We start from the raw sequence: 18,873 nt of genomic DNA, 5'->3' as shown, positions 1-18,873 counted from the left end.
CATTTTTATGTCCCCTCCAAGCCTTTTAAAAGGCAAAACGAATCACGAAAGACACAAATAAGCGGCATAAAAGCCGCTTTTGCATAAAGTTTAGCTGATATAATCTTTACTCAGCAACTTTCTTTTCAACATCTGTGCTGACAGATGCTGCTTCTACTTTCTCAATAACCTTTTCAGCTTTTTTCCGATAATCTCTCTTTTCAGCGATACGCGCAGCTTTACCTCTCAAACCACGAAGATAATAGAGTTTTGCACGGCGCACTTTACCACGGCGCACCAGCTCAACACCTTCAATCAACGGAGAATAAACAGGAAACACCCGTTCCACCCCTTCACCATAAGAAATCTTGCGTACTGTAAAGGTCTCATTCAACCCACCGCCTGAACGTGCAATACAAACACCTTCATAAGCCTGAACACGCGTCCGCGTACCCTCCGTCACACGCACCATGACACGAACTGTATCTCCTGGCTTAAAGGCTGGAAATTGGCGCTTTTCTTCAATTTTTGCACATTGTTCAGCTTCAAGTTGTGCGATAATATTCATTTCTTTTATCCTTCATGTTCTTTATCGAACAGTCAGAGCGCTCAACTCTTACCAAAAAAGCCTTTATTAAGAATAAGGAGCTCTTTAGGCTATGTCTTACACAGGAGCGAATACACCATTCCTTCATTTTAATTTTGGAACTACAGAAAACCTTTTATAAAAAACTCTCTAAAAAGAGAGCCATGCAATACACTACCTTATCATATGAATCAAGTTTTCTGATGATTTTTATCATAACGCGCATAAAGATCAGGGCGACGTTGACGTGTTAACAATTCGGCTTGGCTTTGACGCCAATCTGCGATCGCTTTGTGATGACCTGAGAGCAATACAGGCGGAATACCCCGCCCTTCGAAAAGAGAAGGGCGTGTATATTGCGGATGTTCCAGCAAACCATTTTCAAAACTTTCACACCTTGCAGAAGCTGCATTCCCCATCACTCCAGGCAGAAGACGTATAATAGCATCTAAGATAACCAATGCGGCTGTTTCACCCCCTGAAAGAATATAATCACCAATAGAAACTTCTTCTAATTCTCGTGCTTCTATGACTCGCTCATCAACCCCTTCAAAACGTCCACAAACTAACGTTACACCCGTATCACGAGCCAAGCTATGCGCGTAAGCTTGGTCAAAAGGGCGCCCACGTGGACTCATCAACAATCTTGGCGAATCCTGTGGACAACAATCAAGAGCCGCCGCCAATACATCCGCCCGCATTACCATACCCGCCCCCCCACCAGCAGGTTTATCATCAACGCTATGGTGTTTGTCTAAAGCAAAATCCCTAATCTGCACCGTCTCCAGTGACCAAATTCCGCGCTCTAAAGCTTGCCCTGCTAAAGAATACCCTAAAAAACCAGGAAACATTTCAGGATAAAGGGTTAAAACGCGCGCCTGAAACTTCATTTTATTTCTCATCCTTATTTTCTTAAACAGACTCTTAATAGCAAAAATAGCACAAACAAGATTTTTAACGCTATAGCGTTAAATTGAATCTCCTTGATCTGCGCTTTATTCAATACGATCCTTCTAAATACTTGCACTAAAAAAGACTCTAAAAATTCAGAACTATTTCGAGATAAAGTGCTTACAATATCTGCTCAAAAGTGCATTTTTAATATTTCCACACATTCCACTTTTTATTGACGAAATTTATCTGTTATTTTTTCCTTCATCTTTATTTTTAGATTCAAGCTATTTCCTTTTTATCATTGTCTCCCCCATCACTTAAACCAGCTGCCATGGGATCAACAACAAGAAAACCAGAATTCATACAAACTTCTGGTACCGCCGCCTTACTAAAGGGAATAAGGACTCTTTTACCTGTATTCAAACGTATTTCAAGCAAATCACCAGCCCCGAAATTAAAAAAACCACACACTTCACCTAAGATTTTTCCCCCACAATCTTGGACACACAAGCCTATTAAATCGACTTGATAAAACTCATCCTCCATCAAATCATCAATTAATTGATCACGCGTCACATAAAGGCGAATACCTTTTAAAGACTCAGCCGCATTACGATTTTCTATCCCTTTAAAACGTACAATCGCCTTATTTTTTTGTATGCGAAGAGTTACAATTTCATAAGAACGCCCCATATCATCATAAAGAGTGCTGTAAAACTTAAAACGCTGTGGCTCAGCACTTAGAATTTTAACAAAAACATCTCCTTTTATACCATGAGGCATACCAATAATGGCAAGATAGACTTTATTTTTAAGCTTTTCTTTATTATACTTCATACGAAAATATTATCTCTCAAAAATGAACCCTTCAATCTTATAGTTTTCTATTCAATCTTGTTGCCATATGAGACAATCTTCTAAAAGACCTTTCTTGGTAACAAAAACAAATTAATAAAGGAGAAAGTCTTATGGCAAATATTATGCTATTTTACAAAGATATCACGCCAATCAACAAAGTTTCCCATAAAAATCTAAAATTTGCTCCTCCAAGTGATATGTCTTTTGCCAAGGATACTCACTGGGTTCCTTTAGCAAGTACTGAATATTTTCAAGCAGCACTAGACTATCCTATTTTATTTATGTGCGCCGAAGATGAACAAAAAAAACGGCACTACACATCCGCAGCTCTTGTCGGCCTTTCTAATGACGAAAATGACTATATCGCTTCTGATAAAAGTTGGAAAAATAATACTTATGTTCCTGCTTTTGTCCGTCGCTATCCTTTTGTTTTGGCACAAATTAGCAATGAAAAAGAACTTTCTGTTTGCTTTGATCAACAGTCAGGTATGTTTAATGAAGTTGCAGGAACAGAACTTTTTAATTCCGACGGCTCTATTTCTCCTTTTATGGAAGAACGTATTCGTTTTCTTGAAAGTTTTAAAATCGCTATGGAAAAAACCTCTGAGTTTATTGATGCTCTTGTAGAAATGGATCTTCTAAGCCAAAAATCTATCAATGTGAAAAACGATAAAGGTCTCTCAGCTCAATTAGAACATTTTTGGGTTGTTGATGAAGAAAAATTGAATAAATTATCAGCAAGCCAACTTGCCAAACTTCATAAAAATGGCTTTTTAGGATTAATTTTTGCGCATTTGATGTCAACGCACAATCTTGTGAAAATACTCTCTCTCAAAGGTGAAAAGCAACTTATCAATCGTGAAGAGCAACCCCAAAACAAGAATGGTCATTCTAACGATGAAAAATCTAAAAAGAAAGAAACTCTCAACTAGATAATGCCTATCAAAAACGACAAGAGAAAAGATGAAAATATTCCTCTCATTCCAGCAGACCATGCAATTTTAAACGCAAGGAAAAATTGGTTAGAGTGTCTTACCCAAACACGTCGTATGTCAGCACAAACAGTGCAAGCCTATGAACGTGATACGCGGCAATTTTTGTCTTTTCTCTGTCAACACTTAAGTCATACACCAACCCTTACAGATCTTGCTCATTTACGCATCAGTGACTTGCGTGCTTATCTTGCTTATCGGCGTACAAACAATGTAAGTGCTCGTTCTTTAAGCCGCGGAGTAGCAGGCATCCGTTCTTTTTTCAAGTACCTATCACGTGAAGGAATCGTCAATGTTCCGGCGGCTCAACTTATCCGAAGCCCCAAACACCCAAGATCGCTCCCAAAACCTTTAGCGATCAAATCAGCACTTCACATAGTCAAACAAGAAAACCAGCTAGAAAATGAACCTTGGATTAGCGCTCGTAATGCGGCTGTCCTCATGCTTCTCTATGGCTGTGGAATGCGAATATCAGAAGCCTTAAGCCTCACACCAGAACAATTTTCTGATCCTGAAAAAACAAGTTTATTTATAACAGGAAAAGGTGGAAAAACACGCCTTGTTCCTCTCATCAAAATTGTTTCCGAAGCTGTACAAAATTATCTCAAATGTTGTCCATATCCTTTAGTGGATAACCAACCCATATTTCGCGGGGCACGAGGCGGTCCCCTACAGCCCGCCATTATTCAGAAAACTGTACGCAACTTACGAGCAAGCCTTGGTTTACCAGAAACTGCAACGCCTCATACACTGCGCCATTCTTTTGCCACCCATCTTTTATCACGTGGGGGAGATTTGCGCACGATTCAAGAACTTCTTGGGCACGCTAGTCTTTCCACCACACAAATCTATACCCATGTCGATACAGACCATTTGTTAAAAATTTATCAAAAGGCCCATCCCCGTTCCTAAAAGTGTCTCATCAAAAAATTAGAGTGTTTCAACCTCAAGTGCCAAAGCATGAACACAAGTAGCTAACTCTTCTTGTAAAACTTTATAAATCGCTCGATGTATTTCTACGCGTGTCATATTAGAAAAAGAAGAAGATAAAATTTTCACTCGAAAATGTGTTTCTCCTTTACCATCAAAAGCATGTTCATTATGAGAATGCCCCTCATGAAGATGACTTTCGTTAATCACTTCAAGCTTTTGCGGATGAAAAGCATCCTGAAGCTTTCTCTGGATTATTGTTTCTATAAACATTTTTCATTCCTCAAACAAAATGAACGTGCAAAAATACACCTTTTTCATAATAGAATAAGTGTGAAAACAAATTTTTCAAAAGTCAATTCTTGTAAAATTAATCAATTTTGCATAAACCAATAATATGACAATAACATCTAAATTATTCGATTCAATTCGCATAAGCTCAAATAAAAAACAAAACGCTGAGCCAGAAGCACAACAGTGTCAGTGGGAAGGTTGTGAAAAAACAGGGGCCCATAAAGCACCAGCAGGTCGAAATCACGAAGGACAATATTTATATTTTTGTATTGAACACGTACGCGCCTATAATAAAAATTTTAATTACTTCTCTGGTCTTAGCAATAAAGATATCGCAAAATTTCAAAAGGATGCTCTCACAGGGCATCGTCCGACATGGCCTACAGATCTGAGCAATGGTACATCGAAAAAAACAGCCGCTAATTATGCAAAGATTCGCTCTGGAACAGCTGCCTATCAAAATCGCATGCGCGATCCCTTCACGCTTTTTACTGGGCAGCATTCAAGCAATAAATTCTCACGAAAATTAAAGCCCTTAGAAGCAAAAGCTTTTGATACACTGGGACTACAGGCAAACGCTTCAGCAGAAGACATCAAAATGAAATATAAAGAATTGGTAAAAAAGCACCATCCTGATTCCAATGGTGGTAATCGTGCTTCAGAAGAGCGCTTTCGTGATGTTTTACATGCTTACAATTTGCTAAAAAAGTCTGGTTTGTGCTGAAAACATGCGCTTATATGAGTCTATTTTCATTTAGACCATCATTATTTGCGCAAAATGTTACTTTTTTTGCAAAACATTATAGAATACGTAAAAAATCTTTCTTCAATATCTAAGGCTCTCATTATAGAGCATTGCATAAATACTCTAACTCTTGTATCGTTTCTAATGAATAAATAGCATCCTCTCCCTTCCAGAAACATAATGACAAATCTTACCGTTGAAAATTTGCCCGATATTACACTTTGTGCTCGCGATCTATTTCATATTGAAACAGATCTGAAAGTCCCTGCTTTTAGCACAAAAAGTTCCCATGTTCCTGATATCGATTCTGATTATCTTTTTGATCAGCAAACAACTTTAGCGATTCTCGCAGGTTTTACCTTCAACCGCCGTGTAATGGTTTCTGGCTATCACGGTACAGGGAAATCAACGCATATTGAACAAATTGCTGCACGTCTCAATTGGCCTTGTCTTCGAATTAATCTCGATAGTCATGTAAGTCGTATCGATCTTGTAGGAAAAGACGCTATCGTTTTAAAAGATGGCTTACAAATCACTGAATTTAAAGAAGGCATTTTGCCATGGGCTTATCAAAATAATATTGCTCTTGTTTTCGACGAATATGATGCGGGGCGTCCCGATGTTATGTTTGTCATCCAACGCGTTCTTGAAACCTCTGGAAAACTAAGCTTACTTGATCAAAGCCGTGTCATCTCTCCACACCCAGCCTTTCGTCTTTTTGCAACAGCAAACACCATTGGTCTTGGTGATACAACTGGTCTCTATCATGGTACCCAACAGATCAATCAAGCTCAAATGGACCGCTGGTCTATTGTTACGATACTCAATTATTTACCCCATGATAAAGAGGTTAATATCATTTGTTCAAAGGTCAAATCCTTTCAAACGACTGAAGGAAAAAAGATAATTTCACAAATGGTTCATGTTGCTGATATGGTACGCCAATCTTTTATCAATGGAGATCTTTCAACTGTCATGAGTCCACGTACCGTCATTACTTGGGCAGAAAATACAACGATTTTTCAAGATGTCGGCTTTGCCTTCCGATTAACCTTTCTCAATAAATGTGATGAACTCGAACGTGCCACTGTTGCAGAATTTTATCAACGCGCCTTTGGACAAGAGCTTCCCGAATCACTTATTCATGGTGTTTCGCCTTAAGGAATCTGTCACTCATGGCTACCGATATTGGCGACAACAAAAATCCGGCAAAAGATTCTTCCAACAACACTCTTAATATTGAAGCTTTTAAAAAAGCACTTTCCACCTGTATGCGTGCAATTGCAGGCACAAACAACCTTGAAGTTTCCTTTAGTCATAACCGACCATCTTTAAGCGAAAGTTGCGCGCGTTTACCAGAATTACCTCAATACGCAACGAATAAAGACATCACCATTACCCGCGGATTAGGTGATTCCATGGCTCTGCGCAAAGCATGGCATGATAACCGCATTCACATGCAATTTTCTCCACTAGAATCAGAAGCACGTGCTGTCTTTGATGCCTTAGAACAAACACGTGTTGAAGCAATTGGTACTTTAGCCATGGAGGGGCTTGCAAAAAATCTTGATATCATGCTCGCCGATAAATACAAAAGAGCCCATTATCATAAGATTAGCAACCAAAGTGAAGCCCCCATCCAAGAAGCAATTGCACTTTTATTGCGTGAAAAAATAACAAAGCGCGCAGCTCCAAGAGAAGCGGGTCCTGTCTTAGAACTGTGGCGTCAAGAACTCGAACAAAAAGCAGCAGCAGAACTCAATGAACTCCCACATCATATTTACAACCAACAAGATTTTGCACAGATTGTTCGCCAAATGCTTGTTACACTCAAAATGACAGTGCAACAAGCTGAAGCTTCTAACAGTGAAAACAATAAAAAATTAAAAAATGCGTGTGAACCTCAAGACCAAGGAGAAGAAGAGAGTAAAAACAAAAAACACGCTCAAAGTGAAGAACAAACCAGCACTGAACAAGAAAGTGATGTGCAAGATGACGGAAAAACACAAGCGACACAATCAAACAACAATGATCAAGCTGACGGCGAGCAAAAAAATGGACCTTGGCAAGAAAAGCCGAGCAAACCCAAACACCTTTTTTCTGATTCGGAACAAATGGAAAGACTTGGCAATTATAAAATCTTCACCCGTCAATTTGATGAAATTTTGGAAGCAACAGATTTTTGTTCTGAAAACGAGTTAGATCACTTACGCCGTTATCTTGATAAGCAAATCAATCATCTCCAAAACATCGTTGGACGTTTAGCAAACCGTCTCCAGCGCCGCTTGATGGCGCAACAAAATCGCAACTGGAAATTTGACCTTGAAGAAGGATATCTTGATACAGCACGGCTTCCACGTCTAATTATTGACCCCATGCAACCCCTTTCTTTTAAAATGGAAAGCAACACCCAATTTCGGGACACAGTTGTTTCACTTCTCATTGATAATTCAGGCTCAATGCGCGGACGCCCCATTAGCGTTGCTGCAAGTTGTGCTGATATTTTGGCACAAACTCTTGAACGTTGTGGTGTCAAAGTTGAAATTTTAGGTTTTACCACCAAAACTTGGAAAGGGGGTAAATCGCGCGAACAATGGCTTACCCAAAACAAACTCCATAATCCTGGACGCCTCAATGATTTATGCCATATCATCTATAAAAGTGCTGATACCCCATGGCGTCGCGCACGACGCAATTTAGGTTTGATGATGCAAGAAGGATTATTAAAAGAAAATATCGACGGAGAAGCTTTGATTTGGGCTCATCAACGCCTTTTATCACGGCGTGAACAACGTCGCATCCTCATGGTCATTTCTGATGGCGCTCCTGTTGACGATTCGACACTATCGGTCAACGCCAGCAATTATTTAGAAAAACACTTACGCGCAGTGATTCAAGAAATCCAAACACACTCCCCCATCGAACTCATTGCCATTGGAATTGGTCATGACGTCACACGTTATTATCAACGTGCTGTAACAATTATGAATGCTGAAGAACTCGCCGACGCCATAACAAAACAATTAGAAATACTTTTTAGTGATAAAAGGACTCATTTTCATAAGAAATAAACCTGCCTTAAATCAGCAACGATTACATTTAAAACATTATCTCTATCATTAAACCATCGGAATTTGATGACTAACAACCTGAGAAGATAATCCCACAAATTGAATAGCGAACTTTAAAGAAACTTCTACTTTACTGGATGCATTATAAATTCTAAAAGAAATGCTCCAACCATCTTCAAAAATTATAATGAGTTTGTTTTTACTTTCTGGTTTTAGTGCAACTGATAAAACTTTTCTTGGAATTTTTCATTTACGTCCATATCCCAGAGTGCCATTCAAATTAAAAGACTGAATAATTACCCGTTTTTGTCTCGATCTTGTGTTATTTCATTATATTTAAATATTGAAATACACGTATATAGAAAAATATCTCCACTAGACATAGCTCTAAAGTGCTGCTCTCACAGAAAATATAATGCATAGACTTTCACCTTCAGTAACACAAAAAGATAAAAGTTGTATTTATTATACGCAAAAAAAGAATCATCCAAAGAGGATATTTTAAACACTAAGAATTATTTTATAAAAGAATCGGCATAAATGGATTCATAGCAATTTTTCGGCAAAAATCGCTAAAGCAAGCGAAAGCCAACCTGTTCCCTAACCTTCCCAAAACAGTACTCACCACGGGTGATCTATCAACATAAGCTCCCATCTCCTAGATAAAAGAAAAAATCTTTACTCACATAAAATATAAGAAAAACACGAAAAAAAGAATATTACTTCATTCACGAAAAAGAACACACCATTATATATCTTATCCGCACTCCTACTTTAAAGAAACATTCTTCCTTGCTTCCAAGCTTATTTCACGACAGCGCCCATATATGGCATAATGCAAAATCCAGAATCATCCTTTACTTTACAAGCTACAAGCCAAAAGCAAAATCCTACTTTCAAGCTTCCAATGTTTTTAAGATAAATCAATATACTTCCAGCGCCTAATATTGCACTTCTATTACATTAAAGCTCTTCATAAGAGTATTGCTTTCTCAAATGACGTTGTCCGCACGCCAATTCCTCTTATAACATAGGCAAGCAAATGATTTTTATTAACTCAATATAAGAGTATTTAAAACGCGTAAAATTTTATGATATTGAGCTCTTTCACTCAAATGAAAAATATAAGTTATCATTTTAAATCAATCTATTAATAAACATCAGTTGCAATTTCTGTCACATTTAATCATTTGTAAAAAGTATATTAGCCCCTTCTCAAACAAATGACTTTATCTTTTCCTCACAAGAGAATTTTGAAATAAAAAACGCGTTTTGTGTTGGAGCTCTTACTTAAGTTGGCAAATGATAAAGTATCCATTATAAATAACGTGCCACACCAAGCATAGCGTACAATTTTCTTGGCTTCATGAAAAAAAGACAAAAATTATTATTTGTGACAAACAAAAGAAGAATCATCCTTTGAATGACTTTGATAAAGAGGAAGCTTTACAATATTAAGAATTGTCCCATAAGGAATCAACATCAACAGGCTCATAATAATTTTTACCGAAAAATCACCAAAAGCAAGCGATAGCCAAACTGGCATGCCTATCCCTCCCAAAACAGTACTCTCCACCAGTGAACTATCAGCATACCCTGTTATCTTATCAAGAACAGAAAACGAGCTAGAAAAAGCAAGAGCAAAAAACAGCACTGTATCCAAAGCTGAACCAACCAACGCTGCTGCTAAAGGTGCTTTCCACCATGTTTTACGTCGTAAAGGAGTAAAAACAACAATATCAAGGAGTTGCCCAAATAAAAATGCAAAACTAGAAGCAAGGGCAAGCCGTGGTGTCGCCAATATCCAAGAAACAAAGACCCCCGCAAAAAAACCAGCATAAACCACACGCCGCGCCGCAGATGGACCATAAAAACGATTGGTTAAATCATTGATCAGAAAAGCAAATGGATAGGTAAAAGCCCCATAAGTCAACAGCTCATTTAAATCAAACCAATAGACAGGATATTGAACCAAAATATTAGAAGCCGTAACAGCAAGGCACATTGCAAAAATAGAAAAAACAACATACCTTTTCTTTTGCTGTTCTAATAAAGGACCGCTTGAAGACATTTTTTTAACCTGGGATATGGAACCAATAAAATGAAACGATCAACCTGCAAAAAACTTAACTTCTAGAACAGAAAACCGAAATCAAAGCGTTAATAAACCAAAAAGAATAGCGCTAACAATTACGCTGCTTGTTCAGCCTTTTGCTCACCTTCTTGCTCAGCTTTTTTCTTAATGATTTGGCGTTTTAGCAAACGCGCACGTTGCGACAACTCTTTATCATCTGCTTTAACTAAAAAACCATCAAGGCCACCACGATGCTCAACAGAACGCAATGCACTTGCTGAAATACGCAAGCGATAACTTTGCTGTAACACCTCTGAAATCAATGTCACATTGCAAAGATTTGGTAAAAAACGACGCCGAGTCTTATTATTTGCATGGCTAACATTATTACCATACAGAACCGTTTTCCCTGTCAATTCACATGCACGAGACATAAACTTCACCCTTAAACTCTAAGAAACTTTCAAATCCCCATACCCAAAGGACACAATGAACGCAAAACACGCGCAATGCAACCTTGAACGGGCATCATTGGGAAGTTTCTTTCTAATAGGGGGTCGACAACAAAAGGTCAAGTCTTTTATAAAACCTTTTTCATCTCTTGTTGGCTCATTTTTCATCTTTTTCCTCAATAAGACGTGCAAATTCCGCCAAAAAGCGTACAAAATGTTTTTTTTAAATATATACCATGTTAGAATAAAAGCCTATTGTCCCGAAAGGAAGCATAAATCATGAGCAAAAAAGAGCCCCCCATGACAAAGCTTCAGGGAAATTCTTGCCGTTTTTCTTCTTTTTTATTTGGAACTTTATGTATTTGTTTTTTTCTTCTCTTCAGTGCATTAGGTATATGGCAAGTACAACGGTTAAACTGGAAAACAAATCTTATCACCAGTGCTAATCAGCGCATTCATTTACCCCCCATAAAAGCCCCCAAAAAAAATCAATGGTCAGATGTTACTTTTGAAAAATATGAATATCAACCTGTTGTTATCACAGGAAAATTTTTAACAGATAAAAATATCTTAGTCACTGCTGCCGCTCAAAATACTACAGGCTATTGGGTTTTGACTCCTTTACAAACTGCTGATAATACACTGATCTTTATCAACCGTGGCTTTATCCCCATGGATGAACGTAATAATTTTCAAAACTCAGAGAAATCGCATACAAATGCCTCATCTCAGCAAAATTCTACCACGGACACAGAACAAACAATGATTATAGGTTTATTACGCATGAGTGAAAAAAATGGATTTTTCCCGCGTAAAAATAATCCTGACAAAAATTTATGGTATACGCGCGATCTCCCCGCTATGGCACAAAAACTTGGTTTGTCCACTGTTGCCCCTTATTTCATTGATGCCAGAAAAACATCTCCACAAGCAAATCTTCCCGTCGTTGGTCTTACGATTATTCATTTTCGAAATAATCATCTCGTTTATGCAATCACGTGGTTTATTTTAGCTGCTGGTGTGTTAGGAGGTTTTCTTTTTCTGCTACGGCAAAAAAACTAAAAAAATACCTCTTCCATCTCAAGTAACAAAAATTTTTAGAATCTTGAAAACTGATAAAGAGAATAAAATCTACCAACTTTCACCTTTGTTAAATAAAGGTCATAGGCATACAATGGATCTTTATACCATCCACAAAAGATTTACGCGACACTCTTTAAAAAATCATCATAAAACGAGGGTTTATTCATTAAAAATGTAATGCACAAAAATTTAAAGCAATGCATTATCTCCACTCTATAAAAAATTCACTCTTAAAAAACATTGTCATAAACGCTTTTGAAAAACATAAAGCCAAATTTAAAAATGATAGGAAAGATAGGCACTCATTTTTGCCTTTATAATTTTATATTCTTGCTTCATTAGATTGTTTCCCATTTCAGAGATTATTCCAATTGATATACGCAATACTTTCGCCTTCATCTAGTATAAAAGCTAATATAGCAGAGAATATACGGAAGCATTTTTTGTTTCACAACTGCTATGAAGATGAGATGTTGAGTTATAAGCAACAAAAAAAACATTTAATTTCTCAACGCGACTTTTATACCTATCACCACACCTCAAATGAGAGGTTTTTACAGGATAATAGAAAAAGGTGAGCATCCTATATTCTAAAAAGACAGTTTATCCTTTCAGTGTATTTTGCTAAAGGCTTATGCTATAAACGTATAAGCGTGTTTTACTAGAATTTTAACTCTTTCATTTTTAAGGCTTCTGTTATGGGTGTTGTTGCCAAAAATTTTCCCATACCTGATCTTCATCGGGTTCGTCGTGTTCTCTTTTCTGTGTCTGATAAAACGGGTGTGGTTGCTTTTGCACAAGCCCTTCATGCTACTTACAATGTTGAATTAATTTCAACAGGAGGAACAGCAAAAACCCTCATAGCAGCTGGTTTACCCGTAAAAGATGTTGCTGAAGTTACCGGATTTCCTGAAATAATGGATGGGCGTGTAAAAACACTTCATCCTTTGATTCATGGTGCTTTGTTAGGGGTAAGAGAAGATCCTAGCCATAGGAAAGCTATGGAAAAGAACAGCATTCATGGAATTGATCTTTTGGTGGTGAATCTTTACCCTTTTGAAGAGACGATCCTATCGGGAGCCGATGGGCAAACGATTCTTGAAAATATTGATATCGGTGGACCGGCGATGATTCGCGCCGCGGCAAAAAATTATGCTTATACCGGTGTTGTAACAGCGATAAAAGATTATGATTCGATTCTAGCTGAATTAAAGCAGCATAATGGATGTTTAAGCTTATCTATGCGTCATCAGCTAGCAATGCGCGCTTATGCACACACCGCTGCTTATGATACGGCAATAGCATCGTGGTTTGCACGGGATTTAAAAATTGAAATTCCATCATGGCAGAGTTTTTCCGGTCATCTTGAAAGTGTTATGCGCTATGGGGAAAATCCACATCAACAGGCAGCATTTTATCGCAATAATGAAAAACGTTTTGGTATTGCAACAGCAAAACTTTTACAAGGCAAAGCGCTTTCTTATAACAATCTGAATGATACAGATGCAGCCTTTGAGCTTGTGGCAGAATTTGATCCGCAAAAAACCGCTGCTGTCGCTCTTATTAAACATGCCAATCCTTGTGGTGTTGCGGAAGGAGAAAATTTGAAAGACGCTTATTTGAAAGCTCTTATGTGTGATAATGTATCGGCATTTGGTGGAATTGTTGCTTTAAATCAAACCCTTGATGAAGAATGTGCTGAAGAAATTGTTAAAATTTTCACAGAAGTGATTATTGCTCCTGATGCCACAATGGCGGCACGTGAAATTATTGCCAAGAAAAAAAATCTTCGTTTGCTCATTACAGGTGGAGTTCCTGATCCACGCTGTGGAGGACTTCTTGCGAAAACACTTGCAGGAGGCATTTTAGTGCAATCACGTGATAACGTGGTGGTGGATGATCTTAAATTGCAAGTAGTGACAAAGCGGGCACCAACTCAAGATGAAATGCGTGATCTTCAATTTGCTTTTCGTGTAGCAAAACACGTTAAATCAAATGCTATTGTGTACGCGAAAAATAGCGCAACAGTTGGAATTGGAGCCGGACAAATGAGCCGCATCGATTCAGCAAAAATTGCTGCAAGTAAAGCCGCAGAAAGTGCGCAAAGAGCAGGCTTAACAGAAACCCTTACAAAAGGATCTGTTGTTGCATCAGATGCATTTTTTCCTTTTGCAGATGGTTTATTAGCAGCAGCTGAAGCAGGGGCAACAGCAATTATTCAACCAGGAGGCTCCATGCGTGATGAAGAAGTTATCGCCGCTGCTGATGCACAGGGTTTAGCAATGGTTTTTACAGGAACACGACACTTCCGCCATTAATAATTTTGCTGATTCCCTCTTCGTATGAGACAAATGTTTCAAGGAATTTTTCATAATCATCGTATAACTATTGATAACTATTGAAATGGAAGCAGTTATTCAATCCAAAGAATCTACACGTGAAGAAGTTTATCACCGGAGAAAATGCACATAATTTAGCCATTGTTTAGGGAAAGAATATTGTTCTTGTTGATATTTTTAATGGTTGCCCTTTCACATGAGGAAAATGTTAAAGGGATGTTATCTTGTATGTAGATGCATACCTGTTATGATATTATAACACAACTCTTTTTAGTAATATGCTCTATCCTTAAACTAAAGAGTGTAATGAAAAGTTTGAGTAGAGGATATGAATATTCTACGTTTTTATAGTAATTGGCGCCGTTATCGTCGAACCGTTAATGCGTTAAGTCGTCTTTCAACATATGAACTCAGCGATCTTGGAATTTGTCGAGGTGATATTGATTCAATTGCACGACGTTATTCGCGTAAATCTTTATGAAAGTTGTTTGAGATATTTGAGAGAATGCTTTGCTCTGAAAAAGCGTGCATTTTGTGATTTGTTATTACGCCTTCATTTTTAAGAGCAGAAGAGTTGTTTTTCTCAGCCATTGCTGTGTATTGTTTCTCAAATTTTCAGTGTTTCTGTGATATACAACTTTTGATTTATAATGATAATTTAGCGTTATTCATATTGAATTAGAACTCCGAATACCGTGAGATTCTTCCATTTCAAATCTATGTATGTTGAATCAACCAAAACCATTCGCCTGCACGTTACAAGCGGGGAGAGCTGTATGGATAAAAACTATTAAGAAAAGGCTAAAAATGCCTCTTATGAACCATCTCTAGTGCCAAGAACTGTTACAAACATTGGGCACTGATAAATGGTGTGATAGTGCCGAACTGCTCCTTCATAAGCGTAAAGATGGGGGGTGCTTAATGGATTTACCGTTATACCCATCACGGGCATCGTCGCAAAATAAGCTTGGAAGCGTTAAGGGATTTTTCTTTAAAATAAGTCCGTAAATATACAATACAATAGCGCTCTGTTTTTCGTGAGGAGTGTAGCCCTATTAATGCAACTCTCTCAGAGATAAATATTGATCCCAACAGCACACTTAAAAACTTATCGAAGATAAGCAACGGCTTAATTTTCTCTCCATATCTTTAAAGAATGAAGATCCTTAACCAGTACTCATCTGTCAACAATGGTCTTTCCAAAAACTTTTTTTCTGGAGCCAATCCCTTTTAGCATCACCTCATGAGATTCTATGAGCAAACCTTGCCTAAAAACATCCAACCCATACTCTAACAAAACTCTTCATGTATAAAATTGATATGATCTTCAAATTTTGAGAATATTACCACAATAAACGATAATGTTTTGCGACACGCAAGATAAAACGCAATATACTATGGGTTGGAATAATGTTCTAATTTTTTATCAAACGCTTTACGGATAAAACGCCAACGAACTTTTTCCTGAAATGCTGGACGAAAATATAGAACAATCTGTTGTGTCCGTTGTGGACCTGTTAATTCTGCAAAATCAATCGAATCTTCAAGACAAATATCTGCGTCAGGCGATATAAAATACCATACTTGTTCGCTCTTCACGTTCTCATTCTTTACGGCTAAACACACACGTTCGCCATCATAGTTAACTTCAACTTGTGGATGAAGATGAAACCGAACAGCAACATGATTTTTTTCATTTTGCACACTCTTGTGTCTCTTTCCCCCTTTATTGGGCATAAAAAAGCGATCAAAACCCTCAATCATATCTCCATTTGTCGCCAAAATAAGACCACGCTCATGAATAAGATTAAAGGGTCGCATATAACCATTATGACTCGCAATAAAACCCGTCTTCTCTGAATCCTCTATACGGCACACTTGAACATCTGTTGGTCCATCAAACAAAAATGGCGCACCATTTTTCTTTTTATGATAAAAAGCACCCACTGAACAATCATTAAGCGTAGCTGTTGAATGTGCTGCAGTAACACGCCCTAAATGTCGATAATCTTCCCTCCCATCAGGATTAACACCGGTATTGATAATAAAACGGTGCCCTTGTGAAGACATTTCAAAAGACAAACACCCCGAACAAGCCTGCTGTGCTACAGAGCGGGGTGGAAACTTTCCTGTATCTGCAAGCACTGTTGTTTGATTGGCTTTTAAGCGGTGAAATCCTGAATAACGGGCATAACTAAAAGGATGGCCTCCTGTTTCATCAAGCTCCAAAAGTGATGATAACCGTTCCGATACAAGGGGACCAACCCCATTAAAATGGGCCAACGTTTGATCCTCATGGATAAAGAATCGTAAAGCTGGCAACATACGCTCAACAGAATCAATCAAAATACGGGGTGCTGTTTCATTGCTACGCATAAAAAGATGCCGTAACGACAATAAATCCGATAACAAATTCAGCAAAATAACAGGACTACGGGAAATATGCCCACCATCAACTAGGATTTGACGGGAAAGCTCCTCTATAAGTGTGGTTTGTACCTTTTTTTTCACTGCCGCAGAAACAGGCAAAGCAAGAGATGCGAATGTCAAAGCCACTGCTGCTTGTAAACGTTGATCATTGTGCTCCATACTACAAATTGTTACGCGCAAATAACGAAATTGCAAACCAAGTGCACGTAAAAAGCGTTTTTCAAACCGTTCACTTGCCCCTTCTAACAACATTTTCGAATGACAAATCCATGAAATCAAGCGCCGCGCCACAACAGGATCACTCCAAGCAAGCCCTTTTACCTTCTTACCAGCATGGTCAAACCAGTCTTCTAAAAGAGAGCGTGCATGTGCAGAAGCTAAATCACTTCCTGCTGCCTCCATATGGCGCAACCAATGAAAATCATGTAGAGCCGCTTCCCATTCTAGCGTTGGTGGAACCAATGAAAACGGAGAAACAGCACCAGAATGAACAATGTGACCAGCAAAAGCAAAACGACCATGATAAAATTCATGCGCCATCATCGGATCAGCTACATGCAAATCCATGGGATGCGCTAAAATTTTATGAGGACGAAACCCTGAAAACCGCCAACGAAACAATGGTCCAACCCATAAACGCCGCATAACATTCTGTATCGTATCGATACAGGCTGCCACTTTTACCTGAGGAGCTTTTACCGCAACCGCCAAAATTTTATCTCCATTTATGCTGAATCAAATACAATTTCGACCATTTTTGTAAATGAAGCGTTAATTAAGCAATTTTTCGTAAGCGCGCAGCAAAAAAACCATCCATTCCTAAAAATACGGTTTTCTCAGCATCAAAATTTTTATGACAAAAATCCGCAGGCGTTGTCCGTAACATCCCCCCACAAAGCAAATGTTCCAGTGCTCCCATTTCCTCTGGATAAATAGGGTCTAAAACAATGTCATTGCGTGTCGATAAAATTTTTTCAATAAGATCTTCACCTTCTTCTCTTGCCAATGAACAATTGGAAAAAACAATCCGTCCCCCCTCCTTTACCAAAGAAATTGCTGCGACAAGCAAATCATATTGCAACGCCACTAACTTGACGATATCTTCCCTCGATTTCGTCCATAAAATATCCGGATGACGACGGATTGTTCCTGTAGAAGAACAAGGAGCATCAAGAAGAACTGCATCAAAAAGCTGTGTGGGATAGAAATTTCTCACATCGCCCTGCCAAATGTGAACTGAAAAATGAAGCCGTTCCATATTTTCTTTTAAACGCTTTACGCGGTTAGCAGAAAGCTCAATTGCTGTCACCTCTGCCCCTTGCAAAGCCAATTGTGCTGTTTTTCCCCCAGGGCTCGCACAAAGATCAGCAACGCGTTTACCCTCAATACTCCCAAGTAAACAAGCAGGCAAAGCTGCTGCAAAATCTTGGACCCACCAAGACCCTTCACGATAGCCTGGTAAATCAGAAACAGAACACTCCAGACGCTTCAATCGAACAGAACCATTGGGCAATACCACACCGCCAAGCCTTTCAGCCCATCCACCACTATCAGATTTCACTGTCAAATCGAAAGGAGGTTCCACACTTTGAATTGCGATAATCTGATGTGCCTTTTCTGTTCCATAAGCTGATATTAAAAGCTGTCCAAACCACGCTGGCACACCTTCAATGGTAGGAACTTGTTGACGTAAAGGCTCTGCCTCACGTGCAACATTGCGCAAAAGAGCATTCACCACCCCTGAAAAACGGCGCATTCGAGGATCAAGTTTCGCCACACGCACAGCTAAATCAATAGCCGCATGATCGGGAATATCAAGATAAAGAATTTGTGCAACACTGATATGCAAAAGATGCTGAAGTGAAAGTGCTTGTGAAGGCAAAGGACGCGCCAAAAAGCGTGAGAGAGCCGCCATAATCTGCCCTCGATGACGCAATGAAGCTGTTAAAATAGCCCGACATAACAAACGATCTCGTTGTGAAAGCTTCAAATATTGTGGATGTCCGTGTTCATTATCCGTCAAACCAGACAGAGGCGTGTACTTATCAACTACCGCCCCCAAAAGACGCACACACACCTGTCGAACAGCTAATCCTGGAACATTTTTTTCAGACACATGCCCCGCTTTTTTGTGTTTCAAACCACC

General features: G+C 38.6%; 17 protein-coding genes. 8 read left to right on the top strand and 9 right to left on the bottom strand.

What is annotated here, in order from left to right:
- Positions 1-106: 106 nt before the first annotated feature.
- The 3 genes from rplS to rimM form a co-directional block, all read right to left on the bottom strand.
- Positions 107-547, bottom strand: a complete 441-nt coding sequence (gene rplS / locus ACFIK3_RS01180) for a 50S ribosomal protein L19 (protein ID WP_273790058.1) — start codon at positions 545-547, stop codon at positions 107-109.
- Between the two features lie 209 nt (positions 548-756).
- Entirely contained in the window at positions 757-1,455 is a 699-nt protein-coding gene (gene trmD, locus ACFIK3_RS01175) for a tRNA (guanosine(37)-N1)-methyltransferase TrmD (protein WP_273790059.1), read from the bottom strand.
- A 283-nt stretch (positions 1,456-1,738) separates the two neighbouring features.
- The gene (gene rimM, locus ACFIK3_RS01170; RefSeq protein ID WP_375658007.1) at positions 1,739-2,296 is read right to left on the bottom strand and encodes a ribosome maturation factor RimM; all 558 of its coding nucleotides are present in this window, start codon (positions 2,294-2,296) and stop codon (positions 1,739-1,741) included.
- 131 nt (positions 2,297-2,427) lie between these two features.
- On the opposite strand from rimM, the gene ACFIK3_RS01165 reads away from it, so the two are divergent.
- Both ACFIK3_RS01165 and ACFIK3_RS01160 read left to right on the top strand, forming a co-directional pair.
- Positions 2,428-3,249, top strand: a complete 822-nt coding sequence (locus ACFIK3_RS01165; RefSeq protein WP_375630713.1) for a SapC family protein — start codon at positions 2,428-2,430, stop codon at positions 3,247-3,249.
- Positions 3,250-3,252: 3 nt separating this feature from the next.
- Positions 3,253-4,221 (top strand): tyrosine recombinase XerC, encoded by a 969-nt coding sequence (locus tag ACFIK3_RS01160; RefSeq protein WP_273790062.1) that lies wholly within the window; start codon positions 3,253-3,255, stop codon positions 4,219-4,221.
- Positions 4,222-4,239: 18 nt separating this feature from the next.
- Here ACFIK3_RS01160 and ACFIK3_RS01155 read toward each other — a convergent pair whose 3' ends face one another.
- Positions 4,240-4,512: a BolA family protein gene (locus ACFIK3_RS01155; protein WP_375622119.1), complete on the bottom strand. Its 273-nt coding sequence runs from the start codon at positions 4,510-4,512 to the stop codon at positions 4,240-4,242.
- A gap of 124 nt (positions 4,513-4,636) precedes the next feature.
- On the opposite strand from ACFIK3_RS01155, the gene ACFIK3_RS01150 reads away from it, so the two are divergent.
- The 3 genes from ACFIK3_RS01150 (at position 4,637) to cobT (ending at position 8,349) form a co-directional block, all read left to right on the top strand.
- The gene (locus ACFIK3_RS01150) at positions 4,637-5,257 is read left to right on the top strand and encodes a J domain-containing protein (RefSeq protein ID WP_273790064.1); all 621 of its coding nucleotides are present in this window, start codon (positions 4,637-4,639) and stop codon (positions 5,255-5,257) included.
- Positions 5,258-5,458: 201 nt separating this feature from the next.
- Entirely contained in the window at positions 5,459-6,439 is a 981-nt protein-coding gene (gene cobS, locus ACFIK3_RS01145) for a cobaltochelatase subunit CobS (RefSeq protein WP_273790065.1), read from the top strand.
- Positions 6,440-6,453: 14 nt separating this feature from the next.
- Positions 6,454-8,349: a cobaltochelatase subunit CobT gene (gene cobT, locus ACFIK3_RS01140; protein ID WP_375637339.1), complete on the top strand. Its 1,896-nt coding sequence runs from the start codon at positions 6,454-6,456 to the stop codon at positions 8,347-8,349.
- Between the two features lie 48 nt (positions 8,350-8,397).
- Here cobT and ACFIK3_RS01135 read toward each other — a convergent pair whose 3' ends face one another.
- The 3 genes from ACFIK3_RS01135 to rpmB form a co-directional block, all read right to left on the bottom strand.
- Entirely contained in the window at positions 8,398-8,592 is a 195-nt protein-coding gene (locus ACFIK3_RS01135; protein ID WP_375658048.1) for a HaeIII family restriction endonuclease, read from the bottom strand.
- Between the two features lie 1,144 nt (positions 8,593-9,736).
- Complete coding sequence (locus ACFIK3_RS01130; RefSeq protein ID WP_375637337.1) at positions 9,737-10,420, bottom strand: VUT family protein; 684 nt, start codon at positions 10,418-10,420, stop codon at positions 9,737-9,739.
- 119 nt (positions 10,421-10,539) lie between these two features.
- Positions 10,540-10,857 (bottom strand): 50S ribosomal protein L28, encoded by a 318-nt coding sequence (gene rpmB, locus ACFIK3_RS01125; protein ID WP_273787609.1) that lies wholly within the window; start codon positions 10,855-10,857, stop codon positions 10,540-10,542.
- Positions 10,858-11,154: 297 nt separating this feature from the next.
- Here rpmB and ACFIK3_RS01120 point away from each other — a divergent pair, with 297 nt between their 5' ends.
- From ACFIK3_RS01120 to ACFIK3_RS01110, 3 genes are all read left to right on the top strand, one after another.
- Positions 11,155-11,937, top strand: a complete 783-nt coding sequence (locus tag ACFIK3_RS01120) for an SURF1 family protein (protein WP_375654306.1) — start codon at positions 11,155-11,157, stop codon at positions 11,935-11,937.
- 719 nt (positions 11,938-12,656) lie between these two features.
- Positions 12,657-14,276 carry a bifunctional phosphoribosylaminoimidazolecarboxamide formyltransferase/IMP cyclohydrolase gene (gene purH, locus ACFIK3_RS01115; protein ID WP_375676139.1) on the top strand — a complete coding sequence of 540 codons (1,620 nt, stop codon included), beginning with the start codon at positions 12,657-12,659 and terminating at the stop codon, positions 14,274-14,276.
- Between the two features lie 349 nt (positions 14,277-14,625).
- Positions 14,626-14,778: a DUF1127 domain-containing protein gene (locus ACFIK3_RS01110; protein ID WP_273790070.1), complete on the top strand. Its 153-nt coding sequence runs from the start codon at positions 14,626-14,628 to the stop codon at positions 14,776-14,778.
- A gap of 914 nt (positions 14,779-15,692) precedes the next feature.
- Here ACFIK3_RS01110 and ACFIK3_RS01105 read toward each other — a convergent pair.
- The gene (locus ACFIK3_RS01105; protein ID WP_375676138.1) at positions 15,693-17,438 is read right to left on the bottom strand and encodes a heparinase II/III family protein; all 1,746 of its coding nucleotides are present in this window, start codon (positions 17,436-17,438) and stop codon (positions 15,693-15,695) included.
- Between the two features lie 64 nt (positions 17,439-17,502).
- Positions 17,503-18,867: an RsmB/NOP family class I SAM-dependent RNA methyltransferase gene (locus ACFIK3_RS01100; RefSeq protein WP_273790072.1), complete on the bottom strand. Its 1,365-nt coding sequence runs from the start codon at positions 18,865-18,867 to the stop codon at positions 17,503-17,505.
- Positions 18,868-18,873: the final 6 nt, after the last annotated feature.

This window comes from Bartonella sp. CB10SXKL (genome assembly GCF_042195515.1).
GTDB lineage: Bacteria > Pseudomonadota > Alphaproteobacteria > Rhizobiales > Rhizobiaceae > Bartonella.
Note: the sequence above shows the minus strand (reverse complement) of the source record. Positions and strands in the feature narration are given on the sequence as shown.

Excerpts from the sequence above, each read along its gene's own strand:
- rplS (WP_273790058.1), bottom strand. The coding sequence starts at position 547 with ATGAATATTATCGCACAACTTGAAGCTGAACAATGTGCAAAAATTGAA.
- trmD (WP_273790059.1), bottom strand. The coding sequence starts at position 1,455 with ATGAAGTTTCAGGCGCGCGTTTTAACCCTTTATCCTGAAATGTTTCCT.
- rimM (WP_375658007.1), bottom strand. The coding sequence starts at position 2,296 with ATGAAGTATAATAAAGAAAAGCTTAAAAATAAAGTCTATCTTGCCATT.
- ACFIK3_RS01165 (WP_375630713.1), top strand. The coding sequence starts at position 2,428 with ATGGCAAATATTATGCTATTTTACAAAGATATCACGCCAATCAACAAA.
- ACFIK3_RS01160 (WP_273790062.1), top strand. The coding sequence starts at position 3,253 with ATGCCTATCAAAAACGACAAGAGAAAAGATGAAAATATTCCTCTCATT.
- ACFIK3_RS01155 (WP_375622119.1), bottom strand. The coding sequence starts at position 4,512 with ATGTTTATAGAAACAATAATCCAGAGAAAGCTTCAGGATGCTTTTCAT.
- ACFIK3_RS01150 (WP_273790064.1), top strand. The coding sequence starts at position 4,637 with ATGACAATAACATCTAAATTATTCGATTCAATTCGCATAAGCTCAAAT.
- cobS (WP_273790065.1), top strand. The coding sequence starts at position 5,459 with ATGACAAATCTTACCGTTGAAAATTTGCCCGATATTACACTTTGTGCT.
- cobT (WP_375637339.1), top strand. The coding sequence starts at position 6,454 with ATGGCTACCGATATTGGCGACAACAAAAATCCGGCAAAAGATTCTTCC.
- ACFIK3_RS01130 (WP_375637337.1), bottom strand. The coding sequence starts at position 10,420 with ATGTCTTCAAGCGGTCCTTTATTAGAACAGCAAAAGAAAAGGTATGTT.
- rpmB (WP_273787609.1), bottom strand. The coding sequence starts at position 10,857 with ATGTCTCGTGCATGTGAATTGACAGGGAAAACGGTTCTGTATGGTAAT.
- ACFIK3_RS01120 (WP_375654306.1), top strand. The coding sequence starts at position 11,155 with ATGAGCAAAAAAGAGCCCCCCATGACAAAGCTTCAGGGAAATTCTTGC.
- purH (WP_375676139.1), top strand. The coding sequence starts at position 12,657 with ATGGGTGTTGTTGCCAAAAATTTTCCCATACCTGATCTTCATCGGGTT.
- ACFIK3_RS01110 (WP_273790070.1), top strand. The coding sequence starts at position 14,626 with ATGAATATTCTACGTTTTTATAGTAATTGGCGCCGTTATCGTCGAACC.